Genomic DNA, 25,602 nt, shown 5'->3' on the forward strand with positions numbered 1-25,602 from the left:
GTACCCTCTCAAGACAGATACAAGTTAGGAAGTACAGGCAGGCGCCCTTTCAACCACTGCATCACCAGACTGCCCAGGCAGGTGGATAGCGCGTCGTGCCCTTCACGGTACATGGGTGACCAGGCGTAGCCGTCGTCCGTCTCGACGTTTTCCAGGAAATACAGCACGTGAGCGCGGTCCACCTCGAGGCCGAAGTCACAGGAGGCAGCCATGGCTTCGTAAGTGCTGAGCAAATCCGGAATGCGATTGCCGATATTGGCGAAACCACCCTGCTTGACCTTGTGCCGCTGCAGGAGCGCCAACATCCCTTCGTTGTCGGTGTAGCCCAGGTAACGCAGGCACTTGAGCGCCTGGACACTGGAACGGAACGTCGCTACGCCACCTGGGAAGTTGGCAAAGGCCAGGGGCTCCTGGGTGATGGCGCAACGCCTGACAAAACGCTCCAATTGCTCGCAGTCGACACCGTCACTGCGGCCCAGACGGGTAATGATCGACACCGCGGAGGCGGTGGACACCAAGTCCGAGCCACGCCCTTCCCAGAAGCCGAAACCGCCGTCGGGGTTCTGGATCCGGGCTAGCCAGGCCAGCACAGCCTGCCGGGCCTCGGGCGAGTCACGCAGCGCGCCGGCGGCGAACGCCCAGGCGGTGCACCGCACTTCGGCGCCTCGCCCGGGCATGTACATCACTCCGGCTTCGTTGGGCAGCTGGCAACCCTCGATCCACTTCACCGCTGAGGCACGCGCCTGCGGGGTGAGGCGACCGTCCAGGACAGTGGCGGCGGTGGTCAAGACGTCCGCCGCCGCACTTTTTTCACAGTAGGTGTAGCCGCCGCTATCGACATACAGCTGCTGGATAAACCGGCTGACGCCCCGGGCCAGCCCACTCACATCACGGCCCAGGGCCTTGAGCGAGCCAACCGCACAAAACACCGCCCAGACGTCTTCGCAGTCATAGCCTTGCCAGCGTACGAACCCACCCTCCGGGCCACGCAACGACTCTATCCACGCGACACAACCGGCACTGTGTAACGGCGCGCGCCCCAGCGCAGCAAGGGTTGCGGTGGTGCGATAAGTCGCCCACAGGCACTCGGTTTCAGCCGCCTCGCTGAAACGAAAGCCGCCCCCTGCAACCTGCTGGGCCTGCATCCAGTCGATCAGCCGATCCATGTCCCAATCCGGTACCCAGTCGCCTTGCTGGCTCAGCGCCCTCCAGGCCATCACTGCATAAAAGCACGCACGCACGTCCGCCTTGTTGCGCTGGGCAAATGCCGGCGACCAACTCAACCCACCATTGTCACATTGCAGCGCACTGAGCCAATCGAGCAGTACGGCCGGGGCTTTCACCTCACCGTGACAGACATTGATCAGGGTGCGCACCGCATAGTGGGTTGCCCATACATCCGCGCCCTGCCCCGCGCACATGGCGTAGGCATGCCCATCCCACAGGCCGTCCAGCCAAGGTTCGGTCTTTTCCGACACCTGCTCCAACGCACCGAGATCGTTCAGTGTTTCGGTGCAGTAAAACGTTGCCCAGGCATCCGAAGGCATGCCTTTGCTCCAGGCGTAGCCGCCATCCCGGTTCAAGCGCGACTCGATATAGCGACGAATCAGCGGCTGGTCGACCGTTTCCAACTGATCGACCCACGCCAGGCTGCGGATGGCCGCATAGGTGCACCAGAGGTCTGGCTGGCCGCTGACCGCTGCGCGACCTTCGGGAAAGCGCGGCGGAATCTGGCTGAACGCATTCATTGCTGGCCACCTACGAAACGCAGGTTGGTCTTTTTCCAGCTTTTCTGCGAAGCCCCACTCTTGCTGACCACCGCCAGGTTGTTGACGAACAGGATCCTGTCCCACCGCAGCTTCATCCGTTCCTCGGAACACTCGCGCAACGAGTGTGCAAGCCCGGCCTCCAGCTTATTGTCCCAGACCACATCGCGCTCCAGGATCAGGCTCGCGCTATCTGTTGTGCGGTCCACTTCGATCAGATAGCCGGTGGCGTTGCTGAGGCCATAGACAATTTCTTCGATCTTGCGGATTTCCAGGTCCACCCCGGACACCACGACAGCGTCGGAATCGCGGCCGTTGACCATCATCGTCGGGCCCGGCAACCCCACGGCGCACTCGGACGTGATGGTCACACTGTCGCCGGTGTCCAAGCGCAACAGCGGGCGGGCGTACAGGTTCAGCGGCGTTACGACAAGGCGCCCGCTGGCGCCATTGCTCAAGGGTACGATCTGACCGTCGGCGGTCACCAACTCGAAATAATTCGTGGCCGTGGTCAAGCGTTGCGCCTTGCCCTGGGTCACCGCCGCCAGGGTGCCGGTTTCGGTGCTGCCATAGCTGGCATCGTGAATATCGCAAGCCCACCACTGCGCGAGGTTTTCCCGGAAGGGCTGGGTGTTGACTTCACCCAACAACATAATCGCTTTGATCGACTCCCTGACACGCTCAAGCATCTGCCGCTGCTTGAGATAGCGCGTCAGTTGCACCAACACCCCAGGCGCGATGAATATCACTGTCGGACGGTAGGTCTCGAACAGCCTGCATAGACGCTCCCAATCCGTGATCCCCGTGGTGAAGGGGTAGGCACGCACATGGGAAACGTCCAGGTATTCGCATACATTGGCGATCAAGTCGCCCACCGGGACAATGTCCGACGGCATCAGGTTGGCCACCCGTGAGCCAGGCTCGATGACGTGGCGCCAGTGGAACGCGACCGACACGGCGTTCCAAATGACGTCCTCCTTGAGCCTGGGGCTGGGAGTGGGCTCGCCGGTGGTACCAGTGGTCGCGTAATACTTGGCGGCCTGGCCGTAATCAATGGTGCAGAATGCACGCGGGGAGCCTTTGAGACTGGCCTTGGGCGTCAGCGCCAGGGCCTCGAACCCGGCGAAGCTGAAGTCGCCGAGGTCACAATAGAACTCGCTGTGGCGGGCGCGCTCCCACACAGCCTGCAGTTTTCGCTCATAGAAAGGGGCGTCGGGGATCAACTCCCCATGACGCAGGATTTCGCGTTCGGCGCCCTGCAAAACCCTGTAGTAATGGTCGTTATTAACTAACATTAACTTGCCCTCGTTAAAAAACCCCAGTGAGAATTGGCGAGTCGACCGATAAAGTAAAATACTTTTGCGGTCTATTAGTAAGAGCCTGCAGATATCAGAGAAAAAACCCGACACTTGACGACTCGCGCCCCTTGTTTAGTTAGGGTCGCGCCCACGTGATACGCCAACCCGCCGAAAAATACACCTGAAGATAACGCGCATCATGGATTAATACAGGCGTCATCAAAAAGCAACTAAGCCTCGCCGATAGTATTAAACAGAGACGTTTATAGTATTTCTCATCTGATGCTTGGCCCCGCACTATCACCGCCACCTTTGCAAGCACGCGTTTTGGGCATGGTCACGGAAGTCGGTTTAACGAGACGCCAACTTAGTGCATCTGCGCCGGCTGGATCCCCGATTCACGCACAGACAAGGAGACGCTGAATGCTGACGACATATCCACATTTCCAGGCCATGGCCACTGACTGGACACCCGATACCTGGCGATCACGCCCAGCCTTGCATCAGCCCGCCTATTCCTGCCCCGCCGAGCTCCAGCACACCTTGCACGCATTGGCCCAGCGGCCAGCGCTGGTGAACGCCGACAAGATCCTGCAACTCAGGCACCTGATCGTGCAGGCGCAGAACGGCCACGGTTTTATCTTGCAGGGCGGCGATTGCGCGGAGTCCTTCGAGCGCTGTTCCAAAGACGCCACAGCCAGTCAGCTCAAAGTGCTGCAGCAAATGACCCAAGTACTCATGCAGGGCCTGCAAACGCCAGTCATCTGCCTGGCGCGCCTGGCAGGGCAATATGCCAAGCCGCGCTCAAGCGAGTGTGAAACCCTGGGGCAGCAGACCCTGCCGGTGTACCGTGGCGACATCGTTAACGATAGCGCGTTTACTCCACTCGCACGCCAGGCAGATCCGAAGCGCCTGTTGCAGGCCCATGCGTGTGGCGCTGCAACACTCGGGTTTATCCGTGCGCTGTATGAAGCCGGAATCGACGAGCTGCTCAAACCCGTGCACTGGCCCACGGCATGGATCGACGCGCTGCCCGAACGGGAGGCCTTCCAGCGCACGGTCCAGGGGGTGCAGCGCACCACACATTTCATGACCTCGCTGTCGGGCAGCGATGCGGACCGTTTCCTGCACCGTGAAACCTTCGTGTCCCATGAGGCCCTGCTGCTGGACTACGAGCATGCCCTGACGCGCCAAGTGCCCGGCTTCGACGGCTGGTTCAACCTGTCCACGCACTTTCCATGGATCGGCAAACGCACTGCCGAATTAGAGGGTGCTCATGTGGAGTACTGCCGGGGCATTCACAATCCATTGGGCGTCAAGGTCGGTCCCGACGTGAGCCCCGATGCCTTGCTGGCGTTGATAGATCGGCTCAATCCCGGCAACGAACCCGGTCGTCTGACACTGATCCACCGCATGGGCGCTGACCAAATCCGGGAAACACTGCCTGCCTTACTCAACGCCGTCACGCGCTCAGGCAGCAACGTGCTCTGGCTGTGCGACCCCATGCATGGCAATACCGAAACCCTGACGTGCGGCACCAAAACCCGACACTTTGAGCAGATCATGCGCGAGATTGAAGCGGCCTTCAGCGTCCACCGCGAACACGGCACTCGCCTGGGCGGCCTGCACCTGGAGCTCACAGGGGATGACGTCACCGAATGTCTGGGCGGCGCGCGCAACCTGCAACCCAAGGACTTGTCCCGACGTTACCTGAGCAAGGTTGACCCACGCATCAACCATGAACAAGCCCTCGAACTAGCGCTACGCGTTGCACAACTGGCCCGCTGAGACGATCCCGCCCTTCCCCACAGCCGAGTTTTTATGCCTGCCGTCATCTACATTTTTTCGCTCTGTACTTTTACATTCGGTTTGTCCGAATTCGTCGTTGCCGGCCTGGTGTCGGCGATCTCGGCGGACTTGCATGAGTCCATCTCGCAAGTCGGCTCAGCCATTGCGGCCTATGCCTTGGGCGCCGCCATTGGCGCCCCGATCATCACGGCGCTGTTGGCCAACTGGCGCGACAAAACCGTGTTGTTGCTGACCCTCGGCGTGCTTACCGCTGGCGGCGTGGCCATCAGTCTGGCGCCCGATGTACTGATCTTGCATAGCGTGCGTTTCATCGTCGGCCTCGCACATGGGGTATTCATGGCCGTGGCCTCCAACGCAGCCGTCAAACTGGTCGACCCGATGCGCGCAGGGCGGGCGCTGTCTCTGGTATGGATGGGCCTGACCCTTTCAATCGCCTTTGGTGTACCTATCGGCACGTTCTTGGGCAGCTACTGGTCATGGCGCGTGGTGTTCCTGGCCATCGGCGGCTTGGGCCTGGTCAGCACCATCGGCTTGGTGCTTCTGATGCGCCAGCAACCCCTTTCCTCGAATCAGTGCGCCACAGACCTGAAAGAAAGCCTCGCGGCCCTGTTGCACCGCGAACTGTTGGGGGCCGCCACGATCGCGATGCTGGTGAGCGTGGCGACTTTTTCATTCTTTACCTTCGTGTCGCCGTTCTTGTTGGACATCACCCGTGTCCCGCCGCAGGTTCTGAGCCTGGCAATGCTGCTGTTCGGTATCTGCTCCATTTTCGGCAATTTGCTTGGCGGCTATCTCATCGATACCTTCGACGCCGATCGATGTTTGCTCGGTGGGTTAACGGCATTGATGCTTAACCTGGTGAGCTTGCACATCTGGGGCGATTCGATGATCGTCACGTTAACGCTGGTGGGGCTATTGGGAATTGTGTTCTTTGCCATAGTGACCCTGTCGACCTTGCGCATGCTACGCCTGGCACATCACGCTGTTCCGCAGTCCAGTGCAGTGGCTTCAGGACTGAATATTGCGTCGTTTAACCTAGGAACGGCGTTGGGAGGCATCGGCGCAGGCTGGGTGATTACCCATTTCGGGCTCGCCAACATCCCGATTGCGGGCGCCGCTGCAGCATCGGTAGCCATCGGCACGCTTGCCCTGCAGATGGGAGGCAGGCCTCCAACTGCCGATGGACACGCGGATCAATGACCCTAGCGAACGTTTGGGCAGTGTGCACTAGCGACGTCCACGACGCGCACTCAACTCAATCCAAACGGGCGCATGATCGCTGGCCTTAGCTTCATTCCGCACCCAAGCATCAACGCCCGCACTCTTCAGGTAGGGAGCAAGCTCCCTATTGAGTAACAGATGGTCAATCCTCAACCCGGCATTGCGGGCCCAGTGGTTGCGGAAATAATCCCAGAACGTATAGATGCGCTCGTCAGGGTACACGCGGCGGATGGCGTCGACCCAGCCCTGCGCCAGCAGCTGTTCGAACCCCGCACGGGACTCAGGCTGGACCAGCGCGTCCTTGCCCCATGAGCGCGGGTTATAGATGTCCATGTCAGTCGGCACCACATTGAAATCACCGGCCAGCACCGTTGGATGACCACTGTCGTACAGCGTTTGTGCATGCCTGACCAGGCAGCCCAACCAGCGTAGCTTGTAGTCGAACTTAGGGCCGGGTTGCGGGTTGCCGTTAGGCAGGTACAGGCAGCCCACCAGTACCCCATGGGCGGCAGCTTCAAGATAGCGGCTCTGGTCATCGTCCTGCATGCCGGGCAGGTGCCTGGCAACTTCCAGCGGCTCGCTGTCACGGGCCAGCACGGCCACGCCGTTCCACGCCGGCTGCCCCAAGTAAAGGCAGCCGTACCCCGCTGCTTCGATCTCCTGGCGCGGAAACTGCCGATCCGCTGCCTTCAGTTCCTGCAGGCAGGCAATGTCGGGCCGTTCACGCGCCAGCCACGCCAGTAACGCCGGCAGGCGGCTGCGGATACCGTTGATGTTGAAGGTGGCGATCTTCAGGGCTTTCATGTGTCCGGGTCACTGACGTGGGCCGCCACTGCATCTTCAAGTGCCCGCACATGCGCCTGGTCGGCCAGTGACTCGAGCGCTAGCCAGTCGTCCCAGTCAATGATGCCGTCGTCACGCAGGGCCTCAGCCGTGCGGACCAGTTCATGGTGGTAGGCGTCCGGCGACGCCTGCCGGTAGCTGATGTCGTCGTACTGTGCATACCAAGCCGCAAGTTCGGGGATGCTGCGTTCGATGCTCATCTGAACGTCCTCGCTTGACCATTACTGGTCAGAGCCTGGGCTTGGCGCGATGTTCAACCGCAATGTGTGCGCCAGACAAGGAGCCGTGCTTACGTGCGCCACAAAGTGTGGCGCCGAGGCTGTTCGTCCCTTACGTCGGCCCCATCGCACAGGTCGCCCGGCGGGCAGGACAAAGCAAGGGTGAGCATCCAGAAGGAGATACACCATGAAGATTCTCAAGCCCCAATCGCTAGTACTGGCTCTGTGTCTTGGTGCCAGCGCGCCCCTGGCGCTGGCAGCGACCGACATGAACGACCAACGCGCACCGGGCGTGCAAACCCAAGACAGCGGCCACATGAATGGCAATGGCGGAGCCACAGGCTCAGGTACGCCCGGAGATGGCATGGGTACCGGCGCTAGCGGTACCGGGAGCAACGGCACCGACAACACCGGTGGGGATGGCACTACCGACGGCTCAGAGACTGATACCGGAAACGGCAACGGTAGTGGGTCAAACATGGGCGGTGGCACGGGCGGCTCAAGCGGCTCCGGAGCGGGTGGCGCGGGTGGCGCGGGTGGCGGAGGTTAAACCTAAGCGCCCCCTGCCCTCCAGGTAGATCGTAAACAGTACGAGGCCGGTGCCGCTGTAAGCCCCGGCCTCCACCTGCCACTGCACCTACACGTCCGTCACAGCACCTGAAATCCATGCGCCAAAGGGTCACGCTCATCCACGAACAGCGTATTCAGCCCTGTCACACGGGCCCACCCAGAAACGCTTGGGATAACTGCATCGTACTCACCCACCTTACAGGCCGACTCGATACGCCCGAGGTACGTAGTACCGATCAGGCTCTCGCTGCAATACGTATCGCCCACCCCTAGCCGCCCTCTGCCGTATAACTGTGCAAGCCGAGCGGAGGTGCCGGTGCCGCCTGGCGAACGGTCCAGGGCACTGTCGCCATAAAAGACGATACCGCGCCCATCGGCATCGGCCTGCCGCCCTGCATCACACCAGAGCACATGGTGCACCCCGCGGATGTCATCGTGCTCCGGGTGCCTGGGGTCGCACAGCGGGGCAAGTGCACTGCGCAAACGCCGACTCTGGTCGACGATCTGCGCCGCCGACAGGCCGTCCAGCCCGGGCCAACCAGGCTGAGGCTCAACGACGGCGTAATAATTGCCCCCGTAGGCGATGTCTACCTTCAGTACCCCAAGCCCTGGCACTGATACTTCGAGATCAGCCTGGTGGAGGTAGCTCGGTACATTGATCAACCGCACCGAACTCACCTTGCCCTGGGCTTCAACGTACTCCACCTCCACCTTGCCGGCTGGCGTTTCGATAGCCAGCCGCCCCGGCGTTCGGGGTGTCACCAGCCCATGCTCGAGCACCACCGTGCTGAGCCCGATGGTGCCGGCGCCGCACATTGGCAGGCAGCCGCTGACTTCGATGAACAGCACGGCGAAATCACAGTCCTCACGCACCGTCGGGTAAATCATGGCGCCAGACATCACGTCATGCCCACGCGGTTCGAACATCAGTGCCCTGCGCATCCAGTCGTGATCACGCAGAAAGAGGGCACGGCGCTCGGCCATGCAGACGTGGGGCAGCAACGGCGCGCCCCCCACCACTACACGCACCGGGTTGCCACAGGCGTGGGCATCGATGCAGAAGAACGTCTTGCGCATGCAGATCTCCTTAGTGTTGGCGTACCGGCTTACGCTGCAGCAAGCCGCGTGACAGACGGTCCAGCAGCAACGCAACGGCCACGATGGCCAGCCCTGCCCGTAGCCCCAGGCCCATCTCCATGCGCGTCAGGCCCCGGGTCACTTCAGCACCAAGGCCGCCAGCGCCCACCAGGCCGGCCAGCACTACCATCGCCAGGGACAGCAGGATGCACTGGTTCAGGCCCACCAGCAGTGTGGGGGCAGCCGAAGGGAGCTCGATCTTGCACAGGATCACCCGGGGCGTAGCGCCCAATGCCTGGCCCAGTTCCAGCAGGTGGCGCGGCACCTGGCGAAACGCCAATGTGGTCAGGCGCATCATGGGTGCCACCCCGTAGATCACGGTGGCCATGATGGCGGGTACCTTGCCGAGGCTGAAAATCATCACCGCAGGTATCAGGTAGACCCACGGCGGTACGGTCTGCATGATGTTCAGCACGGGGCTGGAGGCTTGCTCGAAACGCTTGAACCGAGCCGCGAGGATGCCCAGCGGGAACGCGATCATCACTGACAGCAACACGGACACCGACACCAGTGCGAGTGTCTGCATGGATGCCGTCCACAACCCCGAAAGCAGGCAGAAGCCCAGCATGGCGGCGGCCAGCACGGCCGTACGCACGTTGATCATCACCAGGGCGAGCGCGGTGACCAATGCAATCACCCCCCACGCAGGCAGCGCCAGCAGCGCCGCCTCGAAACCGCCCAGCACGGCGTCGACCACACGGCTGATGAACGCAAACAACGGGTGGAAGTTGGCATTGAGCCAGTCGACCCCTGGCGCCAGCACGGCACCCGGAGAAAAGCGCATGTCAGTGAGCATTATTCTGGGCCTCGCGCTGCGAAGGGGTGGCGTTCTGTGCCAGACGGTCCAGGATCAGGGTAAGGATCACGATCGCCAGGGCGGCATCGATGGAGCGGGCAATATCGAGGGTGCGTATGGCCCCGTAGATGGCTTCGCCAAGCCCTCCCGAGCCTACGATCCCCGCAATCACCACCATGCCGAAAGCCATCATCAGGCTCTGATTGACGCCTGTCATGATGCTGGGCAAGGCGAACGGCAGGCGGATCTTGAAGAACAGCTGCATTGGGCGGGTGCCGCTGGCCTCGCCCAGTTCGATGAAAGCGCGTGGTGTCATGCGAATACCCAGCGCCGTGAGGCGCAGCACCGGCGGGATAGCGACGATGAACGTCGCCACCAAGGCTGTCGCCGAGCCATAACCCAGCAGAGCAATAGCGGGTAACAGGTAGATGTAGGGTGGCAGGGTTTGCAAGAGGTCCAGCACTGGCTCGACCACACCGTCGAGCTTGGGCCACAGCCCACCGATCACACCGCATGGGATGCCGACCAGCAATGCCAATGTGGTTGCCGCCAGGACCAGCGCCAGTGTGCTCATGGTTTCGCCCCACATGCCGATCAGTGCGCATACCAGCAGACCGATGACCGTCAGCGCTGCTGATCGCCAGTGCCCCGACAGCCGCCAGGCCAGTGCGCCGATCGCCAACGCCACGACGTAAAACGGCGCCAGGTTCAGCACCCATGACAAAGCATCTACCAGGCTGGTGAGCACCCCGTTGATCCAGTCGAATACTTGGGCGCCGCTGTCGGTCAACCATTCCAGCCCGGCGTCTACAGCGGCATCGAAATTGGCGGGAAAGGTCGACAGGTTCATGCCCTCGCCTCCCGCTCAGCGCCTTGCACCCCACGGAGCAGGTCGGTGGGTGTGACAATACCGATGGGCTGGCCGTCGTCCACGATCAGCAAGGCTTCACGCCTGGACAAGACCAGGCAATTGATCAGCTCGTCGAGGTCGGCCTGCGGGCTTGCAATGGGCAGCGTACCCAGGTCGATGTGGGGGTGGCGCATGCCCCACGCTGCGTGACACGCCATCACCGAGTGCGCCCTCACCAGATGCAAGCGTGAGATCCCGGCAACGAAGTCGGCCACATAGCCATCGGCCGGGTTCAATACGATGTCTTCAGCGGTACCGACCTGGATGATCACGCCGTCCTTCATGATCGCGATACGGTCGCCCAGGCGGATGGCCTCTTCCAGGTCGTGGGTAATGAAGACTGCCGACTTGCCCAGGGATTTCGTCAGGCTGCGAAACTCATCCTGCAGTTGGCGACGAATCAACGGATCCAGCGCGCTGAACGGTTCATCCATCAGGATGATCTCAGGGTCGCAGGTAAGCACCCGGGCAAGCCCCACGCGTTGCTGCATGCCCCCGGACAGCTCGCTTGGGTAGCGCGCGGCCCAATCGCTCAAACCCACCTTGTCCAGCGAGCGTTGGGCCGCCGAGAGCCGGTCGGCCTTGGCGACGCCCTGTACCTCCAGGCCAAACGCGACGTTCTCCAACACCGTCCGGTGGGGTAGCAGCGCCACGCTCTGGAACACCATGCCGATGTGCTGCGAACGGACGTTGCGTAATGCCGGGCCATCAAGCGTGGCCAGGTCTTGCCCCTTGACCAGTACCTGCCCTGCACTGGGTTCGATCAGCTTGTTCAGCAGCCTGATGAGGGTCGATTTGCCGCTGCCCGAGAGCCCCATGATGCAGAAAATCTCGCCCCGCTTGACGTCCAGGCTGACGTCGGACACCCCGATGACGCAGCCATGGTCCTGCAGTATCTGCTTTTTGGAGATGCCATGATCGCGGCTCGCCTGGATAGCATCTTCAACATGCTCGCCGAACACTTTCCACACACCACGGCAACTTACCAGCACATCATCAGCGCAACTAACTGAACTCTTCATTTCACACCCGTCAACCCAGCAATTTCTGGTTTTATTGTTTAAGTCGTTTACGGCAGTGTCAGTGGCAGATCGGCAATCATGAACGTGACCGCCCTCCTTCAGCGGTCACGCTTCAGGTCAGGGCTTTTTGATGTTTTCCCAGCGTTTGATCAGCTCGGCATTACGCGATGTCCAGTCCGCGACGGCCTGGTCCATGGTCTTGCCGTCCTTGACTTCGCCATTGATGGCGGTGATATCGCTGAGCGGCACATAGACCCCGGCCAGCACTTCACGGGCGTGGGGGTTCTTTTCCGCGAAGCCTTTTTGCCCGATCCAGTAGTAGCCCTGCGGTGGCGGGAACACCCCTTTGGGGTCCTTGAGGAACTTGAGGTCGTACTTCTGCGACATCCAGGAAGGCTCCCAGATCGTCACCGCCACCCATTCCTTGCGGTCGATGGCCGACTTCAGCGCCGCGGTCATGGCCGCAGAGCTGCCCTCCAGCAGGTTGAGCCGAATACCGTACTCGGTGACCGCTTTCGCCGCGTCGCTCATCAGCCCAGAGCCTGGCTCAATGCCAATGATCTTGTTGCTGAACTTATCGGCCTGGTCGTTGAGCTGTTCGAGGGAGTCGATGGGTACGTACTTGGGCACCGCGATGCCCTGGTACAACCCGTGTGAAACCGGGGACAACTTCTCCAGCCGGTTCTTGTTGCGGTTCCAGTAATCCTGAGCGACGTAGTCAATCTGCGACGCCAGAATCTGGATGTCGCCTTTGCTCAGTGCAGCGTAGGCAATGCCCCATTCGGAAAACGATGTCACCTTGACCGTATAGCCGGAATCTTCGAGCACTTTCTTTGTAATACCGGTAATGGGTGTCAGGTCTTCCCACGACAGGGTACCCATCTGGATCACGTTGTCTTCCGCCTGCGCGTTGAGCACCGCTGCGCCTAACATCGCGAGCGCACAGAGCGCTTTCTTCATGTAACCCATTGGCTCTTACCTTTATTGTGAATTTATAAGTGACGCCTATGCCGAGTACACGCCCGGGCTTGCCGAGGGCTCCCCACCGGGCGCGTGCAGCGAGACTGGCACGGGCGCACAAGCCGGTCAATACTTACTGAATTCTATATGTATACAAATAGAATTCATCAACTCAGCTCAAACCTTTGAATCTTCTGCGCTTGAGCTCGTCGAGGTGCTGGGCGCCGAGGCCAGGGCCAGTCGTAATCAGTAATTGTTCTGTCGTGAATGGAACAGCGCTACCGCCTGGGCTTGGGCGTAGGGTGTAACGCGTTGGCGCAATGTGAGCGGCAGATGGGCCACCGAGCGCAGCAGCGTGGGCCCTTTGATAAAAGCAGCGATGGCAAAGCCAATACCGTAGACTGACGGCGAAACACCTTCATGATTGTGTGTAGGCCTGCTGTCTAATCACCTTCTAAAGCCCTTATCCAAACCGTAGACAACCTCATGACCAACAAGAAGTCTTCCATGAATGCGCCGAAGGCCACGGATATCCCGATTGATCGCAAAGTGGTATTGAGCGAGGCACTCCGTCGCCGCATCCTGAATATGGAGCTTGCGCCTGGCGCGGTCGTCGACGAGATCGCCCTTGGCAATGAATTCGGCCTGTCCAGGCCGCCGGTGCGCGAGTTGCTACGTCAGATCGCAGCGGAGGGCTACATCGAGCTGGAAACCAACCGCGCCCCGCGGGTCGCAGCGATGAACCACGACTCCCTGCGAAGTTTCTTTCTTGCAGCACCGCTTATCTACATCGCCACCACCCAACTGGCTGCGCTGCACGCCAGCGACGCGGAGATCGAACAGCTCAAGCGTATCCAGCAGCAGTTTCGCCAGGCGATCGACAGTAAAGACGTTGAAAACCGCGTCATCCTCAACGACGCGTTCCATCTCGAGATTGGCAAGATGGCGCACAACGAGTACCTGATGCCCAGCCTGCGCCGGTTGCTGATTGATCACGCGCGCCTGGGGCGGATCTTCTACCGCCACCCCACCACCGATGACATGCAACGCGACCTTGAACTGGCCTGCGACCAGCACGACCAGATGATCGACGCCATCGAACGCCGCGACCCGCAGGCTGCTACTCAGATCGTCCAGGCCCACTGGGAGCTGTCCCGCAGGCGGATGGCCGAATACACCGCACCCAGCGGTGTTGAGGTCGCCTTGGCTTACTGATGTCGCGCCTGGGCTCCAACGAAAAAACCACTGCCCCAAGGGGCAGTGGCCAGTTGCGTGCCGAACGCCGTCAGAACAGCAACGCGACTGCTCGGATCACGAAGCGTTGATCCAGATGGTCTTCAACTCCGTGTATTGGTCATGGGCCCAGATGGACTTGTCGCGCCCACCAAAACCAGACTCCTTGTAGCCACCGAAAGGCGTGCTTACGTCACCTTCGCCAAAGCAGTTCACGGTCACCACGCCGGCACGAATTTCACGCGACAGGCGCAGCGCATTGCGCAGGCTGCCGGTGTACGCCGACGCTGCGAGGCCGTAAACGGTATCGTTGGCCAGTTCGATCGCCTCGTCGAGGGTTTCGAAACTGGTCACACTCAGCACCGGGCCGAAGATTTCCTCTACGAACAGTTTGCTGTCGCGGGTAACGCCATCCACGATGGTCGGCTGCACGCGCAGGCCGCCCTCGGTATGGCCACCCTGCACCACGTTGAGCTTGTGCTCGTTGGCGTAGTCCAGGTAGGACTTGACCTTCTCGAAATGCGATTTGCTGACCATCGCCCCCAGGCGGTTTTCCGGGTCGAGCGGGTCGCCCAGTTTCCACGCTTTCAGGTGCTTGCCGATCAGCGCCAGCAGCTCATCCTTCACGTCCTTGTGCACGATCAGGCGCGAGGACGCCGAGCAGTTCTCGCCCATGTTCCAGAACGCGCCGGCAGTGACGAACTGCGCCACTTCATCCAGGTCTTCGCAGTCGTTCATGACCACCGCCGGGTTCTTGCCACCCAGCTCCAGGACGATGCGTTTGAGGTTGGACTCTGCGGCATATTTGAGGAACAGCCGCCCCGTATCGGTGGAGCCAGTAAAGCTCACCATCGGGATATCCATATGGCGGCCGATGGCTTCGCCCACTTCGCGGCCGCCGCCAGGCACCAGGTTGAACACCCCGGCAGGAATGCCCGCTTCATGGGCCAGCTCCGCCACGCGCAAGGCGCTGAGGGTGGTTTCCTTGGCGGGCTTGACCACTACCGAGCACCCGGCAGCCAGCGATGGGGCGATCTTCCAGGCCAGCATCAGCAGCGGGAAGTTCCACGGCAGCACCAGGCCGACCACGCCGATGGCTTCGCGCACCACCATGGTCACTGCCGCATTGCCGGTCGGGGCGGTAGCGTCGTAGATCTTGTCGATCAGTTCGGCGTGCCAGCGGACAGTGTGGATGGTCTCCGGCACGTCGACGGTCTGGCACTCGCTGACCGGCTTGCCACTGTCCAAGGCTTCCAGCACTGCCAACTCGTGGGCGTTGTCTTCGAGCAACTGGGCGAACTTCTGCAACACATGCTTGCGGTCGTTCGGCTGCATCTTCGACCAGGTACCCTGCTCGAACACACGTTTGGCTGCGGCGACGGCGACGTTCACGTCGTTGACATCGCAGGCTGCGACCTCGGCCAACTGCTCGCCGGTAGCCGGGTTGGTGGTGACGAAGGTATTACCCGAGATCGCGTCGCGGAATTCACCGTCAATGAACGCCTGGGTGCGCAGTTGCAGGTCGGCGGCGATGGCCGCGTATTGATCCTTGCTCAGCAAGTCAGCCATGTTCAAGGCTCCTTAGTTGATCTGGGCGATGGTGGCTTTCAGTTCAGCTACAACCTGCTTGAGCGTGTCTTTCTCGGCGGCATCCAGGTCGGACAACGGTTTGCGCACACCACCGGTATTCAGGCCATTGAGGGCAACGCCGTACTTGATGGCCTGGACGAACTTGCCACCCTCGAGGAAATCCATCAGCGGCATCATCGCGGCCATGATCTTGCGGCCCTTGTCGAAGTTCTTCTCGATCACGCAGGCCTCGTACAGGGCCACGTGCTCACGCGGGATGAAGTTGGAACCGGCGCAGACCCAGCTCCTGGCGCCCCAGGCGAAAAATTCTAGGGCCTGATCGTCCCAGCCGCAGGAAAGCTGGATGTTCGGCCGCTTGATGGCCAGGCGGTGCAACTGGGCCATGTCACCTGAGCTTTCCTTGATGGCGACGATGTTTTTCACGTCAGCAACGGCGTCGAAGAACGCTTCGCCCATGCTCACGCTCATGCGGCCTGGGTAGTTGTACAGCATGATCGGCAGGCCGGCAGCGGCATCGACCGCTTTGACGTGCAGGGCGATTTCCTGCTGGGTCGGCAGTGCATACGGCGGGGTGCCCACCAGCAGTGCATCGGCCTTGATGTCCCTGGCGTGCTGGGCGAAGGCCACGGCGTCTTCGGTGCGGATGCCGCCGGTGCCCACGATCAATGGCAGGCGGCCGTTGAGCACGTCCTTGGCCTGTGCGGCCAGTTCAACGCGCTCTTGGGAGGTGTGGGCGTAGTATTCGCCGGTTGAACCGCCGATGATGACCCCGTGCACCTTCGAATCGACCAGGTACTCGAGAACGTCGGCAAAGGCCGCTTTGTCGATCGAGCCGTCGGCCGACAACGGGGTCACTGCAGGTGTGTAGATGCCTTCGAACTTCACGGTATATCTCCAGTATGTCGTTGGATTAAAACCACGACGCACGCACGCCGCGGCTTGGCTGGGTCAAGCGAGTGACGCCGCCTGCTGCAGGTTCATGGAGCGCGTCTCAGGCGCCAGTGCGTACGAGAACGCCAGGCCGATGAACGTAACCCCCGCCGCTGCGTACATCGTTGCGCCGATGCCATAGGTGTCGAGGCCAATTGGCACGAGCCAGGTGCCCACCGCCGCCCCTACGCGAGACAGGGAGGTACCCACGCCTACTGCGCCAGCGCGGATCTCGGTCGGGAACAACTCGTTGGGGTAGACCAGTTGCAGTACCTGGGCGCCGCCAATGAACAAGGCGTACGCACCGAACAGCACCAAAATCAGCACCTCGGAGCCGGCACTGCAGGCACCCAGGCCAAGCAGCGCCAGCCCCGACCACAGAAAGCTGTGCAGCAGTGTGGTGCGTCGGCCCAAGGTGTTGAGCAAACGGGTGGCGATGATGCAGCCGACCACGAACAGGCTGGTGATGGCCACAGAGCCTATCGACGCCCACTCACCTTTGAGGTTGAGCGCACCCAGCACCTTCGGCGCGAATGCATAAACCGCGAATACCGGGATCACCGAGCAGGTCCAGAACATCGTGACGAACAACATGCGCTTGCCGTAACCCGAGTGCAGCAGGCTAAGGAACGAGAGCTTGCGGGTCTTGGGCTCTTCGGGCAGGTTGCGCAGCGAGAACGCCTCGCCATACACCTTTTTGATGACCTGCTCGGCCTCTGCGTTTCTGCCTTTGCTGATCAACCAACGTGGTGATTCGGGGGTGCCCAGGCGCAGCGCAAACAACACGGCGCCCACCACCGAGGCACTGGCCAGCACCAGGCGCCACGCATCATCCCCACCCTGCAGCAGAATGGCCTCACCGGTCATGTAGGCAGTTGCGGCACCCGCGAACCACAGCACCGTCAGGGTCGCCAGGCGAGGGCCACGGCTTTTCTTGGGCAGAAACTCCACCAGCAGCGAAGTCGCTACCGGGTACTCGATCCCGACTGCAATGCCGATCGCGAAGCGCAAAAGGAACAGCGCGAGCGCCGAGTCGACCCAAAGCTGGGCCAACGACGCCAGGATGAAGAAGGTGGGCCCGACGAAAAAGACCCGTTTGCGACCAAACCGGTCAGTCAACCACCCGCCGCAAAACCCGCCGAAGAAGATACCCATCAGGGCGGAGGCCGCAATCATGCCCTGCCAGAAACTGGTCAGCCCCAGGCCCACGGACATCTGTGACATAGCCACGCCAATAATGCTCAGGACATAGCCGTCCACGAACGAACCGCCGCCGGACCTGACCGTCAGCAACTGGTGAAAGCGGCTGATAGGAACGTCTTCAATCGATACATCAGAGTTTGTCATTATTTTCTCCTGCTACCGCTGTAGTGCCGACCTGTTCAGCCAGCGGCCAAGGCCGGCCACGGCATTCAAGGCATTGAAAGGGCTCAGCTCTCCTTACCCGCCCGGTATTGCCCCCACCTGAGGTTCATGTTCAAGCCCAGCGACATGAGGGGTGCGGGCGGGTTGGCATTGGGCCCGGGCGTCTTGCGCACGAAGTCGATGAGCTCGTTGTGCTCCCCCGCCAGCCAGTCGGCCAACAGTTTTCCGGTGGCCGTGCCCCGGGTCACACCCAGGCCGTTGCAGCACAGGGCGCCGTACACGTTTGGCGCCAGTTCGCCAAAAAACCCCATGTGGTTACGCGACATGGCCAGGGCGCCGCCCCAGGTGTATTCGAACGGCATGTTGGGCAACATGGGGAAACGACGCGTGAAGGCGTCGCGATGACGGGCCGCGAACCTGTCGATGAACTTGCGGTTTGCACGGCCATCCGGGTTGAAACTGAAGCTGTTACGAATGAGCAGGCGGTTGTCCGGCGTACGCCGCACCGTGGTGCCGAATGGGTCTGCAGGGATCACGCCCCAGTAAGGCTTGCCGCCCAGGCGCGCTTGTTCCTCATCGGTCATTACCCGGGTCAGGCTGGCGTAGGTGAACACCGGCAACATGCGCCCTTTCAGGAACCCGAAGCTCATGCCAAAGGCATTGGTAGTGAGCACCAGCTTGTCGGCGGTAATCGATCCGTTGGCATGCTTGAGCACGGTCTGAGCGCCATAGGCGACGTCGGTGATCGGCGTGTGTTCGTACAACGTGACGTTGGCGGGCAGGTGATCTGCCAGGCCTTTGACCAGTGCCGACGGTTGCACCAGCGAGGTACCTGGTGTGAACAGCGCCTTGCGATAGAAGTGGGTGCCGATGTGCTCAGGCAACTCATCCGCCTCGATCATCTGATAGGGCTGTTCGAGTTTGTCCAGGCCCCGTCGATAGGCTTCCAGCACCGCGATACCGCGCGGCTCGACGGCCGCCTGGTATTTGCCGCAATGCTTCATCTGGCAGTCGATCTGGTAACGCTCCACCAGGTCCTTGAGCAACGACTGGCCACTGATATTGAGCTTTAGGGTGGTACGGGCAATGCCAATGTCACCGATGTAGTCTTCGGCGCCGATATCGTGCGGCAGGTCGATGGCAAAGCCGGCGTTACGCCCAGACGAGCCGTAGCCCACCTCCTGGGCCTCCAGCAGAACGACTTGGTCGTCCGGAAAATGCAATGCCAATTGCCGAGCAGCGGCCAGGCCCGTAAAGCCAGCACCCACCACCACCCAGCGAGCATGGGTGTGGCCGGTATGCGGGAGCTTGATCTGCCGCCCTTTACTGAGGTGGTACCAGCCGCATGTTGTGTCGTCAGCGGGCAACGAACTTATTTTTATCATTTCAGGAACCAGTTGTTGTTGTTAGCGCCTGTTCCTCATCCCGCCTCGCGATCACGTGGCAATCGGTGTACTGGGCCTGTACGGCCGAGGTTTTCGAAGCTCGCGAATGGTCATGCGATGGCGCTATGTCTACAGTCTGTATACTGAATATAGGTAGCGTTAGACAGTGTGTCTACAGATATTTTTCTGTTTTCGATACCGCTCACAGCGGCACGCACACGGCACGTCTGTTAGCGACTCAATCATGTCTATTTACGCCTGAACGCGACCTGATACCCACGTTTTAGATACCGCCGCAGGCTCGATACCCATCTACTGTATTCATTGTCTATCTTTGGTATACATTAGCCGCTGCCTGCCCTAGCACCCTCTGCCAGTGCGTTTAACCCGCCTTGAATCTTCGAGAAATCAGCCGTGAACCCGACGCGCAACTTCAGCAATACCCTCAGCGGTCACAACTCACGCTTCACGCCCCCGGTCGATGCTGGTGTCAGGCAGCAGACGCAGGTTGGCTTCCTGCTGCTTGAGCACTTTTCCCTTCCTGCGTTCACGCAGGCGCTGGATACACTCGTCACCGCCAACCTGATCCAGCCCGGAAGTTGCGCCAGCAGCACATTCAGTGTTGATGGGGCCGCCGTCACCAGCGACCTGGGCATTGTGATCTGCCCCGCAGCAGCCATCACTTCAGGCCTTCAGCAGCCGCTCGACTTACTGGTGATCTGCGCAGGGTTGCGCACCCCACTGGTCGCTTCGGTGCAATTGACGGGCTGGCTGCAGGCGCTCGCGCACAAAGGCGTCGCACTTGCAGGGCTCTGGAATGGTGCATGGTTCATGAGCCAGGCCGGCCTGCTGGATGGCTACCGCTGCACCGTGCACCCCGAGCACCGGGCCGCAGTGGCCGAGACAGCGCCGCGCAGCCACGTCAGCTCGGAGAGCTTCGTGGTGGACCGGGACCGCTTGAGCGCTGCCAGCCCTGCCGGCGCGTTCAATATGGTGCTCGAATGGCTGGGCACGAAACGGGGTACGCAACTCACCGACGGCATTACCGCGATCCTGGCTTTTGAGGCGTCGCGCTACCGCCGCGCCAGCCCCGCTCCCCATGCGAACATCAGCGAGCCTTTGCGCGAGGCCATCAACCTGATGAGCGCCAACCTTGAAGAGCCCTTGAGCCAGGATCAGCTGGCCAGCTATGTAGGCCGTTCGAAGCGGCAGATAGGCCGCCTGTTTCAGCACCAACTGGGCACTACCCCAGTTCGGTACTATATGGAGCTGCGCATTACCGAAAGCCGCCGCCTGCTGCAGTACTCAGAGCTGCCACTACTGAGTGTGGCAATCGCCTGCGGCTTCGTTTCGGCGAGCCATTTCAGCAAATGCTATACGACATTCTTCGGCTACAGCCCTTCCAAGGAAAAACGCTTTGGGTGCATTAAAAGCATGCAGCGTGAAGTGAAGTGAGCCCCGGCCCCATCAACAGCGCACCTGGGGCTCAGTGCCCGGTTCGCGGCGTTAATGGGGGGTAGGCTTGCAGCGCGCACCGAGTACTGTTGCCAGAACAACCAGCAATGCCCCTGCAGCCATGCGCAGCGATGGCTCATCCTCGAACAGCCACCACGCGCCAAGGATGGCGTAAACGGGCTCCAGGGCGATGATCATGCCCGCGGTGCGCGCTTGCAAACCCTCCAGACTCTTGACGAAGAGAACCTGCGAAAGCCCGGTGCAGAACACGCCGAGCAGCGCCAGGTACATCCAGTCCTGTGCATGCAGACCGATAGCCGGCAGATGATCAAACGCGAAGGGCACCATCAGCAGGGCAACCACAACGTTCTGCCAGAACGCCACCTGCAAGGCTTTCATGTGCGTGGTGTGCCGCCGGTTCACCACTGCCAGCAACGCGAATGAAACGCCCGAGCCCAGCCCCCAGATCAGCCCGACAGTACCCTCGTTGAGCAGGTCGAACGTAGGCACCACCAGTACCAGGCCAGCCGTTACCATCAGCAGTAACAGCCCTTCGCTACGGCTGATGCGTTCGCGGAAGAACAGCAGGTCGATGAGGGCAATGAAGGCCGGGAAGCTGGCGAAACCGAGCGTGGCTACCGCTACCCCTCCGACCTTTACGGCAATGAAAAATGTCACCCAGTGTGCTGCCAGCAACGTGCCGGTAAGGCCAAGCACGGGTACGTTGCGCCAGGTCAGGGCATCGAGTAGACGCGTACCTTTAAGGCCCGCAACGAAACCTAGCGCAATGAAGGCAAAGGTCGCCCGGCCAAAGGTGATGATACTGGCGTCTGCCAGGATCAACGCCCCGAGGATACCGGTAAGGCCGAACAGCAAGGCAGCGATATGCGCCCAGAGCAGTGCATTACGATGACCGGTGGCAACACCGGCCGCAGAAACGGAAGTAGCGATCATGGCAGTCGTCTCAATAGGTGCGCGAACGCAATCCGCACAGTCGCAGCGCGGCGTTGAGTGTGATTGGACATTTATAGTTATGAGGTGCTACCGGCGGGCCGGTGCGGGGCGCTGCAGCGTTGGAATTATGAGACGAGGCTGCTTACTCGCAGATAGTGCAGCGGCTTACCGGTAGCGCGCAGTAAGCCGTTATGTGAATTATGGCCCGCCAACAGGGGCCTCTATCGCCTTGAGAGGACGTGCCCTTGTCAAATGTAGACACGCCAAGCAGAACACCCACCTGAAGGCAGCCCAGATAAGGGTCGGAGCATGAGGGCAACGTCGCACCTTGTGTTGACAGTGTTCGCCCAGAGCATGATGGCAACGTTTCCAACCTCCTACTCTGCCACCTTGCCACAGGCGTAACCCTTGAAAAACTAACCACCCGATGCCACGGAAGCACCTTGCATGCCCATCGATTTCAGACCCGCTCAAGCCTCGGATGCGCACGATATCGCGCGCTTCTTTCAACTGACCTCAGAGGGCATGGCCGATTACATATGGAGCAAGCTTGCCGCACCAGGTGAAGCACTGCTCAGTGTCGGTGCGGCCCGCTATGCCCGGGAGCAGGGCGACTTCTCCTACAAGAACTGCCTGATGGCCACCGACGCAGGGCGCGTCATCGGCATGATGCACAGCTATGCATTGCACGCCACGCCTGACGGGCATGTCGAGACCGACCCGGTGCTTGCGCCTTATGCCGACATGGAAATACCCAACACCTTGTACATCTCCAGCCTGGCCCTGGATGAGCCCTGGCGCGGCCAGGGGCTTGGCGTGCAGTTTCTTCGCCATGCCCAGCAGCGCGCCGATGCTGCCGGGCTGGAGGGGCTATGCCTGATCGATTATGCAGAAAACCACGGCGCACGCCGGTTCTATGAACGCCATGGCTTCCGAATTGTTAAAACCTGCCAGATCGTTGCGCACCCGATGCTGGGCGTAACCGGTGACGCCTACTTGATGTATCGCCCTACCCACAACCTGCTCGAGAAATAATGATGAACAAGACGCTGACCGTATTCCGCGACCTGGATATCCAACCGGTGCGCGACCTTCCCTTTTTCGAAGAAGTCCTGGAAGGTACCCCCCACACGCTGACCTCCAAGTACTATCACGATGAGCAGCAAGGCCGCATTTCCGGGGAGTGGGAAGCCAGCATCGGCGCCTGGCGCATCGACTACAAAGTCTGGGAGTTCTGCCACGTTCTGGGTGGGCGCTGCGTCATCGAGCTCGAGGGTTGCGCCCAGGTCACACTCGCCGCTGGCGACACGTTCATTATCGAACCAGGCGCCAAGGGCAAATGGACTGTGCTCGAAGACATGAAAAAGAATTTTGTGATCCTCTTGCCCGCCAGCACGTGACTTGTCTCGGCATCAGACTGAGCGTCTTTGGCAGTTCAGCAGCGGTTTCGGGGACAAACGCATAATCTGCTATTGTTCGCGCCCTGCATCAAGGCAATGACAGCCTGAATCACTGACAAGGAGTGTTGCGATGAAACACCCAGGGCGACTGAGCGGCGGCCAATTCGACGCGTTCATGGCGCGGTTTTTCCCAAGCTTTGCGGGCGGCTTCTTGCTCTGTGCGCTGGCGTCAGGAAGCGGCATCGCGCTCTGGCAACACAGTTATCTGCGTGGTGTGCCTGACAGCGGGAACTACACCATGGCAGTACTGCTGGGCCTGGTACTACTGCTGTGCACAGGTCAGTTCGCCTTCATCCGGGGTTTGCGTTGGGGCATCTGGCTGGTAGTGCCTTGCCTGCTGGCGCCCGCGCTGGTAGCCGCCAGCCTGTTCGGTACTCGCTACGCCGGCCCAGGGCAACTGGCGGTGCTGGCACTGGCCCTGCTGGGTTTGCTGGTGATCAACAGCAAACGCCATCGCGGCATGCGCCAGCGCTTGCATGAAATGCGCCTGCAACGCAAAGGCGTACTGCCGGCAACACCCGCTGACCACTTCCCGGACGGCGCACCACCCAGCAAACCCTGGTTAGCGCGGGTGGTGCTGGGTTTGCTGGTCATCATGGTGGCCTGCAAGATCTACCTGGTTTTCTGGGGCTGATCGCTGGCGGGCACCGCCGAGCTTTCCGACAGCCACACTGGAAATACCCGCGAGTCTCATGATCCCTCAGGGCCTTTGCCAGATCGATGCATCCACCCGCACCCGCTTTGGGAGCAGTTTGTGCTCGAAAAACAGGTCAGCCGTTTTCTGCTGAGCCGCAACCACCGCGTCACTCACCGGCAGTACCGGTGATGGCGGCCGGTGGATGAAGCTGCGCTGCACCACCGCCTCCGGCAGGCCCATGAACGCCGCCAGCAGCCGCACGCTGCCGGCTTCGTCGCTGCGGGTCAGCGCCTCGGCACGGCTGATTTCGTCAAGCACCTGCGCGACGAACCGTGGGTGGCCCTGTACATAGGCCCGGGCGCCCAGCATGAAGGGGCCACTCAGGCCCAACCCCTGCCCGTCGGCCAGCAGCCGCGCCTTGCCCTCAAGTGCCATGGCCGAATAGAACGGGTCCCAGATCGCCCACGCATCCACGCTGCCACGCTCGAAGGCAGCGCGGGCGTCAGCCGGGGCCAGGAACACCCACTGTACATCGCGGATGCTCAAGCCTGCCTTTGCCAGCGCACGCAGCACCAGGTTGTGCGCACTCGACCCCTTCTGCAGGGCGATACGCTTGCCCTTGAGCCCGACCACCTGGGTAATCGGGCTGCCGTTGGGCACCAGGATCACTTCGGCCTGGGGTTTGGCGGGCTCAGCCCCGATGTACAGCAGGTCGGCCCCTGCTGCCTGAGCGAAGATCGGGGGTATGTCACCGGTGGCGCCAATGTCCAGGCTGCCGATGTTCAGCGCCTCGAGCATCTGCGGCCCCGCGGGAAACTCCAGCCACTGGACCTGAGTGTTCGGGAAGCGCTGTTCCAGCAACTGGTGCTGCTTGGCCAGCACCAGGCTGATCGAGCCCTTTTGATAACCGATGCGCAGGCTGGGCGGGTCGCCGGCATGGGCGAGACCCGCCAGCGCTGCCAGCAGCAACAGGGCAACACGTGCAAGCGCCATGGTTTATTCCTTCCAGTCGGTCGAGGGCTTTTCCCAGAGGTTTATCCCGCCTTCAACGGCGTACTGGTCAATGGCCGCCAGCTCCTCGGCGCTGAACGCCAGGTTGTCGAGGGCTGCGACGTTTTCGGTGATCTGTTCCGGCCGGCTGGCGCCGATCAGTGCCGAGGTCACCCGTGGGTCGCGCAAGGTCCAGGCCAATGCCAGCTGGGCCAGGCTCTGGCCACGCTGGTGGGCGATGGCATTCAGGGCGCGAGCACGGGCGATGTTGGCTTCGGACAAATGCTGGGGCAGCAGCGACCCGCCGCCTGCGCGGTTGACCCGTGCATCGGCCGGGATGCCGTCAAGGTACTTGTCGCTGAGCAGCCCTTGGGCCAACGCGGTAAACACGATCACCCCGGCCCCCACGGCCGCTGTGGTGTCGAGCAGGTCGCGCTCTATCCAGCGGTTGAACAGGTTGTAGGACGGCTGGTGGATCAGCAGCGGCACGTTGAGCGTGTCGAGCAACGCTGCCATCTCGGCGGTTTTGCCTGCCGAGTAGGACGAGATACCGATGTACAACGCTTTGCCCTGGCGCACGATATCGGCCAACGCAATGGCCGTTTCTTCCAGCGGGGTATCGGCATCGAAGCGGTGGGAATAGAAAATATCCACATAGTCCAGCCCTAGGCGAGCCAGGCTCTGGTCCAGGCTGGCGATCAGGTATTTGCGCGAGCTGCCGCCCTGCCCGTAAGGCCCGGGCCACATGTCCCAACCGGCCTTGCTGGAGATGATCAGTTCATCCCGGTAGCTGCGCAGGTCCTCGCGCAGCAGGCGGCCGAAATTCACCTCGGCGCTGCCGTACGGCGGGCCGTAGTTGTTGGCCAGGTCAAAATGGTTGATACCGGCATCAAAGGCGGTATGCAGCAAGGCGCGCTGGGTGCTGATGGGCGTGGCATCACCAAAATTGTGCCACAGCCCCAGTGACAGGGCCGGTAGCACCAGGCCATTGCGCCCTACCCGGCGGTAGGGCATGCGTGCATAACGGTCGGGGTTTGCGTGATAGCTCATGGG

Annotated in this window: 24 protein-coding genes; 8 read left to right on the forward strand and 16 right to left on the reverse strand. The window is 61.2% G+C overall.

What is annotated here, in order from left to right; all coding sequences use genetic code 11:
• Window positions 1-8 precede the first annotated feature (8 nt).
• Window positions 9-1,748 carry a prenyltransferase/squalene oxidase repeat-containing protein gene (locus IAE36_RS05380; protein WP_201210858.1) on the reverse strand — a complete coding sequence of 580 codons (1,740 nt, stop codon included), beginning with the start codon at window positions 1,746-1,748 and terminating at the stop codon, window positions 9-11.
• Complete coding sequence (locus tag IAE36_RS05385) at window positions 1,745-3,061, reverse strand: AMP-binding protein (RefSeq protein WP_201210866.1); 1,317 nt, start codon at window positions 3,059-3,061, stop codon at window positions 1,745-1,747. The genes IAE36_RS05380 and IAE36_RS05385 overlap by 4 nt, the downstream gene beginning before the upstream one ends.
• Window positions 3,062-3,487: 426 nt before the next feature.
• Here IAE36_RS05385 and IAE36_RS05390 point away from each other — a divergent pair, with 426 nt between their 5' ends.
• Both IAE36_RS05390 and IAE36_RS05395 read left to right on the forward strand, forming a co-directional pair.
• Window positions 3,488-4,852, forward strand: coding sequence for a 3-deoxy-7-phosphoheptulonate synthase (locus IAE36_RS05390; RefSeq protein ID WP_201210868.1), 1,365 nt, complete (start codon window positions 3,488-3,490; stop codon window positions 4,850-4,852).
• Window positions 4,853-4,885: 33 nt separating this feature from the next.
• On the forward strand, window positions 4,886-6,073 hold the full coding sequence (locus IAE36_RS05395) for an MFS transporter (protein ID WP_201210876.1): 1,188 nt from the start codon (window positions 4,886-4,888) through the stop codon (window positions 6,071-6,073).
• Between the two features lie 27 nt (window positions 6,074-6,100).
• Here IAE36_RS05395 and xth read toward each other — a convergent pair whose 3' ends face one another.
• Both xth and IAE36_RS05405 read right to left on the reverse strand, forming a co-directional pair.
• Entirely contained in the window at window positions 6,101-6,898 is a 798-nt protein-coding gene (gene xth / locus IAE36_RS05400; RefSeq protein ID WP_201210878.1) for an exodeoxyribonuclease III, read from the reverse strand.
• The gene (locus tag IAE36_RS05405; protein WP_201210880.1) at window positions 6,895-7,137 is read right to left on the reverse strand and encodes a hypothetical protein; all 243 of its coding nucleotides are present in this window, start codon (window positions 7,135-7,137) and stop codon (window positions 6,895-6,897) included. Before IAE36_RS05405 ends, xth begins: the two co-directional genes overlap by 4 nt.
• Window positions 7,138-7,342: 205 nt before the next feature.
• On the opposite strand from IAE36_RS05405, the gene IAE36_RS05410 reads away from it, so the two are divergent.
• Window positions 7,343-7,705, forward strand: coding sequence for a hypothetical protein (locus IAE36_RS05410; RefSeq protein WP_201210882.1), 363 nt, complete (start codon window positions 7,343-7,345; stop codon window positions 7,703-7,705).
• A 98-nt stretch (window positions 7,706-7,803) separates the two neighbouring features.
• Here IAE36_RS05410 and IAE36_RS05415 read toward each other — a convergent pair whose 3' ends face one another.
• The 5 genes from IAE36_RS05415 to IAE36_RS05435 all read right to left on the reverse strand — a co-directional run bounded on the left by IAE36_RS05415 (window position 7,804) and on the right by IAE36_RS05435 (window position 12,559).
• A complete protein-coding gene (locus IAE36_RS05415; protein ID WP_201210884.1) occupies window positions 7,804-8,802 on the reverse strand; it encodes a 4-hydroxyproline epimerase in 999 nt (332 codons plus the stop codon).
• Window positions 8,803-8,812: 10 nt separating this feature from the next.
• Window positions 8,813-9,661: an ABC transporter permease gene (locus IAE36_RS05420; RefSeq protein ID WP_201210952.1), complete on the reverse strand. Its 849-nt coding sequence runs from the start codon at window positions 9,659-9,661 to the stop codon at window positions 8,813-8,815.
• Entirely contained in the window at window positions 9,648-10,508 is an 861-nt protein-coding gene (locus IAE36_RS05425) for an ABC transporter permease (protein ID WP_060481880.1), read from the reverse strand. Before IAE36_RS05425 ends, IAE36_RS05420 begins: the two co-directional genes overlap by 14 nt.
• Complete coding sequence (locus tag IAE36_RS05430) at window positions 10,505-11,590, reverse strand: quaternary amine ABC transporter ATP-binding protein (RefSeq protein ID WP_201210886.1); 1,086 nt, start codon at window positions 11,588-11,590, stop codon at window positions 10,505-10,507. The genes IAE36_RS05425 and IAE36_RS05430 overlap by 4 nt, the downstream gene beginning before the upstream one ends.
• Window positions 11,591-11,707: 117 nt before the next feature.
• Entirely contained in the window at window positions 11,708-12,559 is an 852-nt protein-coding gene (locus IAE36_RS05435; protein ID WP_201210888.1) for a glycine betaine ABC transporter substrate-binding protein, read from the reverse strand.
• 498 nt (window positions 12,560-13,057) lie between these two features.
• On the opposite strand from IAE36_RS05435, the gene IAE36_RS05440 reads away from it, so the two are divergent.
• Entirely contained in the window at window positions 13,058-13,765 is a 708-nt protein-coding gene (locus IAE36_RS05440; RefSeq protein ID WP_028634259.1) for a GntR family transcriptional regulator, read from the forward strand.
• Between the two features lie 96 nt (window positions 13,766-13,861).
• On the opposite strand, the gene IAE36_RS05445 is transcribed toward IAE36_RS05440, so the two are convergent.
• The 4 genes from IAE36_RS05445 to IAE36_RS05460 form a co-directional block, all read right to left on the reverse strand.
• Window positions 13,862-15,352, reverse strand: a complete 1,491-nt coding sequence (locus IAE36_RS05445) for an aldehyde dehydrogenase (protein WP_201210889.1) — start codon at window positions 15,350-15,352, stop codon at window positions 13,862-13,864.
• A 12-nt stretch (window positions 15,353-15,364) separates the two neighbouring features.
• Window positions 15,365-16,258, reverse strand: a complete 894-nt coding sequence (locus IAE36_RS05450) for a dihydrodipicolinate synthase family protein (protein ID WP_028634261.1) — start codon at window positions 16,256-16,258, stop codon at window positions 15,365-15,367.
• Window positions 16,259-16,321: 63 nt separating this feature from the next.
• On the reverse strand, window positions 16,322-17,650 hold the full coding sequence (locus tag IAE36_RS05455) for an MFS transporter (protein ID WP_201210891.1): 1,329 nt from the start codon (window positions 17,648-17,650) through the stop codon (window positions 16,322-16,324).
• Window positions 17,651-17,733: 83 nt separating this feature from the next.
• Window positions 17,734-19,053, reverse strand: a complete 1,320-nt coding sequence (locus IAE36_RS05460; protein WP_201210893.1) for an NAD(P)/FAD-dependent oxidoreductase — start codon at window positions 19,051-19,053, stop codon at window positions 17,734-17,736.
• Window positions 19,054-19,467: 414 nt separating this feature from the next.
• Here IAE36_RS05460 and IAE36_RS05465 point away from each other — a divergent pair, with 414 nt between their 5' ends.
• Window positions 19,468-20,508: a GlxA family transcriptional regulator gene (locus IAE36_RS05465; RefSeq protein ID WP_201210894.1), complete on the forward strand. Its 1,041-nt coding sequence runs from the start codon at window positions 19,468-19,470 to the stop codon at window positions 20,506-20,508.
• Between the two features lie 51 nt (window positions 20,509-20,559).
• Here IAE36_RS05465 and IAE36_RS05470 read toward each other — a convergent pair whose 3' ends face one another.
• The gene (locus IAE36_RS05470) at window positions 20,560-21,462 is read right to left on the reverse strand and encodes a DMT family transporter (protein ID WP_201210895.1); all 903 of its coding nucleotides are present in this window, start codon (window positions 21,460-21,462) and stop codon (window positions 20,560-20,562) included.
• Between the two features lie 447 nt (window positions 21,463-21,909).
• Here IAE36_RS05470 and IAE36_RS05475 point away from each other — a divergent pair, with 447 nt between their 5' ends.
• The 3 genes from IAE36_RS05475 to IAE36_RS05485 all read left to right on the forward strand — a co-directional run bounded on the left by IAE36_RS05475 (window position 21,910) and on the right by IAE36_RS05485 (window position 23,556).
• The gene (locus IAE36_RS05475; RefSeq protein ID WP_201210896.1) at window positions 21,910-22,497 is read left to right on the forward strand and encodes a GNAT family N-acetyltransferase; all 588 of its coding nucleotides are present in this window, start codon (window positions 21,910-21,912) and stop codon (window positions 22,495-22,497) included.
• A 2-nt stretch (window positions 22,498-22,499) separates the two neighbouring features.
• Window positions 22,500-22,862, forward strand: a complete 363-nt coding sequence (locus tag IAE36_RS05480) for a cupin domain-containing protein (protein WP_201210898.1) — start codon at window positions 22,500-22,502, stop codon at window positions 22,860-22,862.
• A gap of 130 nt (window positions 22,863-22,992) precedes the next feature.
• A complete protein-coding gene (locus IAE36_RS05485; RefSeq protein ID WP_201210900.1) occupies window positions 22,993-23,556 on the forward strand; it encodes a hypothetical protein in 564 nt (187 codons plus the stop codon).
• Window positions 23,557-23,622: 66 nt separating this feature from the next.
• Here IAE36_RS05485 and IAE36_RS05490 read toward each other — a convergent pair whose 3' ends face one another.
• Both IAE36_RS05490 and mgrA read right to left on the reverse strand, forming a co-directional pair.
• Window positions 23,623-24,552, reverse strand: coding sequence for an aliphatic sulfonate ABC transporter substrate-binding protein (locus tag IAE36_RS05490; RefSeq protein ID WP_201210902.1), 930 nt, complete (start codon window positions 24,550-24,552; stop codon window positions 23,623-23,625).
• Between the two features lie 3 nt (window positions 24,553-24,555).
• On the reverse strand, window positions 24,556-25,599 hold the full coding sequence (mgrA, locus tag IAE36_RS05495; protein ID WP_201210904.1) for an L-glyceraldehyde 3-phosphate reductase: 1,044 nt from the start codon (window positions 25,597-25,599) through the stop codon (window positions 24,556-24,558).
• Window positions 25,600-25,602 lie beyond the last annotated feature (3 nt).

This window comes from Pseudomonas sp. S36 (genome assembly GCF_016647875.1).
GTDB lineage: Bacteria > Pseudomonadota > Gammaproteobacteria > Pseudomonadales > Pseudomonadaceae > Aquipseudomonas > Aquipseudomonas parafulva.

Bases quoted from the DNA above. Each gene is read 5' to 3' on its own strand.
- IAE36_RS05380 (WP_201210858.1), bottom strand. From the start codon at position 1,748: ATGAATGCGTTCAGCCAGATTCCGCCGCGCTTTCCCGAAGGTCGCGCA.
- IAE36_RS05385 (WP_201210866.1), bottom strand. From the start codon at position 3,061: ATGTTAGTTAATAACGACCATTACTACAGGGTTTTGCAGGGCGCCGAA.
- IAE36_RS05390 (WP_201210868.1), top strand. From the start codon at position 3,488: ATGCTGACGACATATCCACATTTCCAGGCCATGGCCACTGACTGGACA.
- IAE36_RS05395 (WP_201210876.1), top strand. From the start codon at position 4,886: ATGCCTGCCGTCATCTACATTTTTTCGCTCTGTACTTTTACATTCGGT.
- xth (WP_201210878.1), bottom strand. From the start codon at position 6,898: ATGAAAGCCCTGAAGATCGCCACCTTCAACATCAACGGTATCCGCAGC.
- IAE36_RS05405 (WP_201210880.1), bottom strand. From the start codon at position 7,137: ATGAGCATCGAACGCAGCATCCCCGAACTTGCGGCTTGGTATGCACAG.
- IAE36_RS05410 (WP_201210882.1), top strand. From the start codon at position 7,343: ATGAAGATTCTCAAGCCCCAATCGCTAGTACTGGCTCTGTGTCTTGGT.
- IAE36_RS05415 (WP_201210884.1), bottom strand. From the start codon at position 8,802: ATGCGCAAGACGTTCTTCTGCATCGATGCCCACGCCTGTGGCAACCCG.
- IAE36_RS05425 (WP_060481880.1), bottom strand. From the start codon at position 10,508: ATGAACCTGTCGACCTTTCCCGCCAATTTCGATGCCGCTGTAGACGCC.
- IAE36_RS05430 (WP_201210886.1), bottom strand. From the start codon at position 11,590: ATGAAGAGTTCAGTTAGTTGCGCTGATGATGTGCTGGTAAGTTGCCGT.
- IAE36_RS05435 (WP_201210888.1), bottom strand. From the start codon at position 12,559: ATGGGTTACATGAAGAAAGCGCTCTGTGCGCTCGCGATGTTAGGCGCA.
- IAE36_RS05440 (WP_028634259.1), top strand. From the start codon at position 13,058: ATGAATGCGCCGAAGGCCACGGATATCCCGATTGATCGCAAAGTGGTA.
- IAE36_RS05445 (WP_201210889.1), bottom strand. From the start codon at position 15,352: ATGGCTGACTTGCTGAGCAAGGATCAATACGCGGCCATCGCCGCCGAC.
- IAE36_RS05455 (WP_201210891.1), bottom strand. From the start codon at position 17,650: ATGACAAACTCTGATGTATCGATTGAAGACGTTCCTATCAGCCGCTTT.
- IAE36_RS05460 (WP_201210893.1), bottom strand. From the start codon at position 19,053: ATGATAAAAATAAGTTCGTTGCCCGCTGACGACACAACATGCGGCTGG.
- IAE36_RS05470 (WP_201210895.1), bottom strand. From the start codon at position 21,462: ATGATCGCTACTTCCGTTTCTGCGGCCGGTGTTGCCACCGGTCATCGT.
- IAE36_RS05475 (WP_201210896.1), top strand. From the start codon at position 21,910: ATGCCCATCGATTTCAGACCCGCTCAAGCCTCGGATGCGCACGATATC.
- IAE36_RS05480 (WP_201210898.1), top strand. From the start codon at position 22,500: ATGAACAAGACGCTGACCGTATTCCGCGACCTGGATATCCAACCGGTG.
- IAE36_RS05485 (WP_201210900.1), top strand. From the start codon at position 22,993: ATGAAACACCCAGGGCGACTGAGCGGCGGCCAATTCGACGCGTTCATG.
- IAE36_RS05490 (WP_201210902.1), bottom strand. From the start codon at position 24,552: ATGGCGCTTGCACGTGTTGCCCTGTTGCTGCTGGCAGCGCTGGCGGGT.
- mgrA (WP_201210904.1), bottom strand. From the start codon at position 25,599: ATGAGCTATCACGCAAACCCCGACCGTTATGCACGCATGCCCTACCGC.